Source organism: Microbacterium sp., assembly GCF_047972865.1.
Taxonomy (GTDB): Bacteria; Actinomycetota; Actinomycetes; order Actinomycetales; family Microbacteriaceae; genus Microbacterium.
The window spans coordinates 22,898-29,702 of the sequence record NZ_JBKEAY010000086.1; the positions used below are offsets into that span (position 1 = coordinate 22,898).

4 protein-coding genes are annotated in these 6,805 nt (G+C 68.8%); 2 read left to right on the forward strand and 2 right to left on the reverse strand.

The features are described 5' to 3' along the window. Positions 1–223 precede the first annotated feature (223 nt). Positions 224–3,517 (forward strand): DUF2126 domain-containing protein, encoded by a 3,294-nt coding sequence (locus ACK5KK_RS05595; RefSeq protein ID WP_416889104.1) that lies wholly within the window; start codon positions 224–226, stop codon positions 3,515–3,517. 142 nt (positions 3,518–3,659) lie between these two features. Here ACK5KK_RS05595 and ACK5KK_RS05600 read toward each other — a convergent pair whose 3' ends face one another. Next, positions 3,660–3,989, reverse strand: a complete 330-nt coding sequence (locus tag ACK5KK_RS05600; RefSeq protein WP_416889105.1) for a hypothetical protein — start codon at positions 3,987–3,989, stop codon at positions 3,660–3,662. Between the two features lie 306 nt (positions 3,990–4,295). Then, positions 4,296–5,615 carry a hypothetical protein gene (locus ACK5KK_RS05605; RefSeq protein WP_416889106.1) on the reverse strand — a complete coding sequence of 440 codons (1,320 nt, stop codon included), beginning with the start codon at positions 5,613–5,615 and terminating at the stop codon, positions 4,296–4,298. A 345-nt stretch (positions 5,616–5,960) separates the two neighbouring features. Between ACK5KK_RS05605 and ACK5KK_RS05610 the strand changes: the two genes are divergently transcribed. Beyond that, positions 5,961–6,805 (forward strand): aldehyde dehydrogenase family protein (locus ACK5KK_RS05610; RefSeq protein WP_416889107.1); only part of this gene is annotated, 845 nt, incomplete at its 3' end.

Sequence of the window (6,805 nt, forward strand, 5' to 3'; positions counted from 1 at the left end):
CGTCCACCCGCACCCCAGCCACTTCTGCAGTCATGACCGAACAGGCGTTTCGCCCAGAGCGGTGCACGCGACGAGCACCAGCCCGCGAACCCGCGGTTCCTGTCGCTGACGGCCGCCGTCGACGCCGCCGTGCACGCGGGCGAGCCGGACCTCGCCGCGTCACACGACACGCGGTGAGGTCACACGTTACCGCGCCGCAACACTTCTGGGACAGGCTGGGGGCATGTCGATCAAAGTCGCGCTCGAGCATTACACCCGCTATGAGTTCGCGCACCCGGTCACGGTGCATCCTCACGTCATCCGGCTGCGGCCCGCTCCGCACGCGCGCACCCCGATCGACGCGTACTCGCTGGAGATCAGCCCCAAGAACCACTTCCTGAACTGGCAGCAGGACCCGTTCGGCAACTGGCTGGCCCGCATCGTGTTCCCCGAGAAGGTGAGCCGGCTGGAGGTCACGGTCGGCCTCGTCGCCGACATGATGGTCGTCAACCCACTGGACTTCTTCGTGGAGGAGTACGCCGAGCGCTTCCCCTTCACCTACCTGCCCGAGGTGAAAGCCGACCTCTCGCCGTACCTGGCGGAGGTGCCCGACAGTGTCGCGGCCGGCCGGTTCCGCGAGGGACTGCCGGCGCTCCCCGACGACGGCATGCCGACCGTCCCGTTCCTGTCGCAGCTGAACATGGCGGTCCGCGACGCCGTTGCGTACGACGTCCGCATGGAGCCGGGGGTGCAGACGCCCGATGAGACCCTCGGCCGCGCCATCGGCTCGTGTCGCGACTCGGCCTGGTTGCTGGTGAGCCTGCTGCGCCAGTACGGTCTCGCGGCGCGTTTCGTCTCCGGGTACCTCGTGCAGCTGGCCGCCGATCGCGAAGCCCTTGACGGCCCGAGCGGCCCCGCGCAGGACTTCACCGACCTGCACGCGTGGGCCGAGGTGTTCATCCCCGGCGCCGGATGGGTCGGGTTGGATGCCACGAGCGGACTGTTCGCCGGCGAGGGGCACATCCCGCTGTCGGCGACGCCGCATCCGAGTAGCGCCGCCCCCATCGAGGGCGCCACCGCACCCGTCGAGGTCTCGTTCGCGTTCCACAATGAGGTGCGCCGCATCCACGAGGACCCGCGCACCACCAAGCCGTACACGGCCACGCAGTGGGAGCGGATCGATGCGCTCGGCGAAGCGATCGACGAGCGGTTGCGGCGCAATGACGTGCGACTGACGATGGGCGGCGAACCCACGTTCGTCGCCCTCGACGACGCGACTGCGGCGGAGTGGAACACGGATGCCGACGGACCGCACAAGCGGGCCCTCGCCGCCGGTCTCGCCGAACGGTTGCGGGAGCGGTATGCGAACGGCGGGGTGGTGCACCGCGGCGACGGCAAGTGGTACCCGGGGGAACCCTTGCCGCGGTGGAACATCGCGCTGCAGTGGCGCACCGACGGGGTGCCGCTGTGGCAGGATCCGAGCCTGTTCGACGACCCGTGGGCCGATGATGTCGGCGCCGGGCGGGCACAGGGCAGCGCGCTCGCGGATGCCGAAGTGCTGGCGCGCCGGATCACCGCCGTGCTGGGGCTTCCCACCGAGCAGCTGCTGCCGGCGTACGAGGATCCGCTGGCGGCGCTCGCCGACGAGGTGCGCCTGCCCGACGGTCCGCGCCCCGACGCCGCCGATCTCGACCGCGAGACGCTCGCCGAGCTCGACGCCGCCGTCGTCGATCCGACCGGATGGGTGCTGCCGATCACCACCGATCACGCCTGGACCAGTCCGGCGTGGCGGTTCCGGCGTGGCCGGCTCGTTCTGACGCCGGGCACAAGCGCGGTGGGTCTACGGCTGCCGCTGGACTCGATCGCGTGGGACGACCCCGATCACCCGGGCGAGCCGTCGTACCACCGGGCCGGTGAACCGGCCGCCCCCCGCATCCCGGAGGTGACGGTGGTCGCCCCGGATACCGCGGTGCGCACGGCGCTGGCCATCGAGGCTCGCCGCGGTCACGTGTTCGTGTTCCTGCCGCCGACGTCCACGCTGGCCGCTTACGCGGACCTCCTGCGGGTGATCGAGACCGCCGCTGCCGAGCCGCGGACGCGGGTCGTGATCGAGGGGTACGGTCCGCCGCCGGACCCGGGTCTGGCGCAGCTGGTGGTCACCCCCGACCCCGGTGTCATCGAGGTGAACGTGCAGCCGACCTCGTCGTGGGCCGACCAGCGCGAATTGACGATGACACTATACGAGCAGGCGCGCCTGAGCCGGCTGTCCACCGAGAAATTCGATCTCGACGGCCTGCACACCGGCACCGGCGGCGGTAACCACCTCACGCTCGGCGGGTCGCAGCCGGCGGATTCGCCGCTGCTGCGCCGGCCCGAACTGCTCGCGAGCCTCATTACGTACTGGCAGCGGCATCCGAGTCTGTCGTACCTGTTCTCAGGTCGGTTCATCGGGCCCACCAGTCAGGCGCCCAGGTTCGATGAGGGTCGCCCGGAAGCGGTCTACGAGATGGAGATCGCGCTCGGCGAGATGCGGCGCCTGGCCGCGGACGCCGCCGAGAAGGAGGCTCTGCCGTGGATCACCGACCGGGCGCTGCGGCACCTGCTGACCGACCTGACCGGCAACACGCACCGCGCCGAGTTCTGCATCGACAAGCTCTACAGCCCCGAGTCCAGCCGGGGTCGGCTGGGTCTGCTGGAGTTGCGTGGGTTCGAGATGCCGCCGCATCCCGAGCTCGCCCTCGTACAGGCGCTGCTGGTGCGCAGCATGGTCGCGATGCTGTGGGAGAAGCCGTCGCGTGCTCCCCTCATCCGGTGGGGCACGCGGTTGCACGAGGACTTCCTCATGCCGCAGGGGGCGGCATCCGACATCGCCGACGTCGTCGCCGACCTGCGCGCGCACGGCATCGCTTTCGAGGAGACCTGGCTCGACCCGTTCGTCGAGTTCCGGTTTCCGCGTATCGGTGTCACACGGGTGCCGACGCAGGGTTCGGGCAGCGTGGAGCTGGAACTGCGGCAGGCGATCGAACCGTGGCATGTGCTCGGTGAGGAGGCGACCGCCGGAGGAACGGCCCGGTACGTCGACTCGTCGGTGGAGCGGATCCAGGTGCGGGCGCGCGGGCTCGATCCGGCCCGGCACCTGGTGACGTGCAACGGTGTTCCGGTGCCGCTGAGCGCGACCGGTCATCTCGGCGAGTTCTACGCCGGGGTGCGCTACCGCGCGTGGCAGCCGTGGTCGGCGTTGCATCCCACGATCGAGGTGCACGCGCCGTTGGTGTTCGAACTGGTGGATGTCGAGGCGGCGACGAGTCTGGGTGGAGCGACGTATCACGTCGTGCATCCGGGTGGTCGCGCGTACGAGCATCCGCCGGTCAACGCGAACGAGGCTGAGGCGCGCCGCGCCAGCCGGTTCGAGCCGCGGGGGCTGACCGCCGGCACACTCGACGTCGCGCGGATGCATGAGGTCGCGCGCCGGGCCGTGACGGCGGACTACCCGCACACGCTCGACCTGCGGCGAGTGCCCGGTGGGCGCGTGACCTGAAGCGGTTCCGGATGCCGGGTGTTCCGCGCCGAGCTCTTCTTCGAGAACTCGGTATGGGCCGCGGACTGCGCGTACCGCACCTGTGACAGGGGGTACTGCCGGTCACGTTCTGACGGCGTGACGGGCAGTACCCTCGGCGGGGTCAGTCGCAGGCGGTGTTGATCGCTTCGCCGGCCTCAGCGAGCGCCATGCCCGAGACTCCGATCGATTCCGATAGCTCAGCCAACTTCGCTGTGTCAGCGCTGGCGGTCGCTTCGACGAGCTCGCCGTACTGCACAGTCAGTGACTCCCACTCGCCCGCGAAGGCGGTGAAGAGTTCCGAAACCTCGGGGTGGGTGATCTGGGACGAGACCTCGTCGATCTTCTCGGTGATCGCGTTCAGCTGCGACTCCAGCGACGAGGTGTCACCCGACGTGATCGCTGTGGTGAGCTCAGCGGAGGTATTGGCGTACTCGGTCGAGATGTCCGTCATCTCGGAGACCACGATCCCACACGCTGCCTCAAGGCTTTGATCCGATGTGGCAGTCGATTCGGACGACTCCTCCTGGGTCGTTCCCGAACTCGACGAACCGGTCGTCGACGAATCGGATGACGCCGCATCGGACGATGCGCAGCCGGTGAACCCGACAAGAGCGAGGGCGGCGACGGAAAGACCGATAGGGATGCTGAACTTGCGTAACACGTGATTCTCCTTCGTTGCGTACGGGGGACGCACACACGAAGACGCACCCCCGACCATTCATCACCCTACGCGGGTCCTCCGGGGGCGGGGTGGGGCTCACCCCGCCCCGCCCCCGGAGGACCCGGTCTCCGGCCACCAGTCCGGATCGGCGACCAATATCCCGGTGACCACCGCCGCGATCACCACGGGGATGACCCAGCTCAGCGGCAGAAGCCACCTCGTGTGTCGACGATCGCGACCGGATGTGTCTTCGGTGAGCTGTGCTCTTGCGACGAGCGCCACGAACACCCCGATCGGGAAGAACATGAAGGTCCACCATGCGGTTCGGATCATCGGCGAGAGCCGCTGCCGGTCCGCCGCCGACGTGCTCTTGTTCGAGCGCCGGAAGCTCCGACGAAGGCAGCAGACGGTCAGGGCACGAAGGGCTCCCCGTGGGCGCCCCGCGGCAGGTGTCCGAAGCGACGTAGCGGCCAGTACGCACGGTGCAATGAGTCCGCACAAGGCGAGGAGCATGACGGTGGCTCCCCAGCGCGCCGACATCGCAGCGTACGCGGCTGTCAACGAACTGACCGCGACCGCCAGCAGGAAGGTGACGCCCATCAACACCCACAGCGCGCTGGCGGCGACCACACCGGTCCAGTCGCGTGCGAGCAAGCTGTAGAAGACATAGCTTGCGGCGGCATATGTCAGCAGCGACAGCACTCCGACCACGATGACGCCGTTGACGGCCGGCAGGAATTCGCTGCGCCCCGTGGCGACACGGACGAGCGCAAGGGTCGCCATCGTGATGACGGGAGCGCAGAGCACCACGATCTGCCATGCACGTCGTGATGGCGAGGCGCATCGTGAACGTCCAGAAGCCGTTCGCAGGGCGACGCTGAGCCGATCGCGTGTCCGACGCCGCCACTCCTCCCGAATCGCGGGCGCCAGCGCCTCTGGCGACTGGGCGACCGCCGCGTCGGCGGCGATCAGAGCGACAGCAAGAGCGGCACCCATCGGGCCCACCACGCGCACGTAGTCGATGGTGTCCGGTCCGAGGGAGAACGCGCGCGGCAGCATGAGCAGTGCCAGAGTGAACGAGGCCAACACCGTCACCTGTGCGGCGCTCGCGAGGAAGGCGCGACGCGCGAAGAACTCCGCGTTCTCGAACGACGCCGTGGCCGTCGCGGCGCCCGCGGCGCCGGGCACCGGGCTGGAACGTACCGCCACCTGGAGCGCGATGGCGATGGCCGCCAGCCCGGCGAAGCCGGCCGCGATGTAGCTCCCGGCCAGGGGCCGCAGGGCGACCGTGGGCCCGTCAGCCAGGCGTGAAGCCCAGGATGCGTAGAGCAACATCCCACACACGAGCGCACTCGCCAGCGCTCCCAGGCTCAGCGACTTGGCGATCTCGACGCCATACCGTTGGCGCTCTGTCACGATCAACTGGGCGAGGTGGTGCTCTGTCTGGGGTGGGCTCGTTCGTCTGCGTCGGAGTCTGTTCCACAGCCATTCCATCGCCGATGCCACCATTGCGCCCCCTGTCCGTCCGCCTCCATGAAAGCGCACGCCTCCGACATCCGCGCCGCCACGGTGGTTGACCGCGCTACAGGCAGCACTGGCATCGCCACCATCGACGGGATCGACCAACCCCACCACGTACCCGGACACCCGCGCACCCACCCCAGCCCACCCTCGCAACGGAATGCAACGTGACATTGCGTAGCCTCAACCACACGTTCCGGCCGCCGATGCCGGGAGCCACGGACCGTCGAAGGAGACAACATGACCATCGTCGAAGAGGGCGTCTCGAGCGTCTACGCCGCACCCGGTCAGCGCGGCGCGCTCGCCCAGTACCGCTCGCGCTACGGCCACTACATCGGCGGCGAGTTCGTCGAACCGGTCAAAGGGCAGTACTTCGAAAACGTCACCCCCGTCACCGGCAAACCGTTCTGCGAGGTTGGCCGCGGCACCGCAGAAGACATCGACCGGGCCGTCGAGACCGCATGGGCGGCGTTCGCCTCGTGGAAGAAGACCACACCCGCCGAGCGCGCCGTCATCCTGAACAAGATCGCCGACCGCATCGAAGCGAATCTGGAGCAGATCGCCGTCGCCGAGACCTGGGAGAACGGCAAACCGATCCGCGAGACCCTGGGCGCCGACATCCCGCTCATGATCGACCACTTCCGCTACTTCGCGGGCGTCCTGCGGGCACAGGAAGGATCGCTCAGCCAGCTCGACGACGACACCGTCGCCTACCACTTCCACGAGCCGCTCGGCGTGGTCGGGCAGATCATCCCGTGGAACTTCCCGCTGCTGATGGCCACCTGGAAGCTCGCGCCCGCCCTCGCCGCCGGCAACTGCGTCGTCCTGAAACCTGCCGAACAGACCCCGGCATCCATCCTGTTCCTGTTCGACCTCATCGGCGATCTGCTCCCGGCCGGCGTCGTCAACATCGTCAACGGGTTCGGCATTGAGGCGGGAGCCCCGCTGGCCTCGCACAAACGCATCCGCAAGATCGCGTTCACCGGCGAAACCACCACCGGCCGCCTCATCATGCAGTACGCGTCGCAGAACCTCATCCCGGTAACCCTCGAGCTCGGGGGCAAGAGCCCGAACGTGTTCTTCGA

Coding starts and splice junctions, on each gene's coding strand:
- ACK5KK_RS05595 (WP_416889104.1), top strand. CDS start 224: ATGTCGATCAAAGTCGCGCTCGAGCATTACACCCGCTATGAGTTCGCG.
- ACK5KK_RS05600 (WP_416889105.1), bottom strand. CDS start 3,989: ATGACGGACATCTCGACCGAGTACGCCAATACCTCCGCTGAGCTCACC.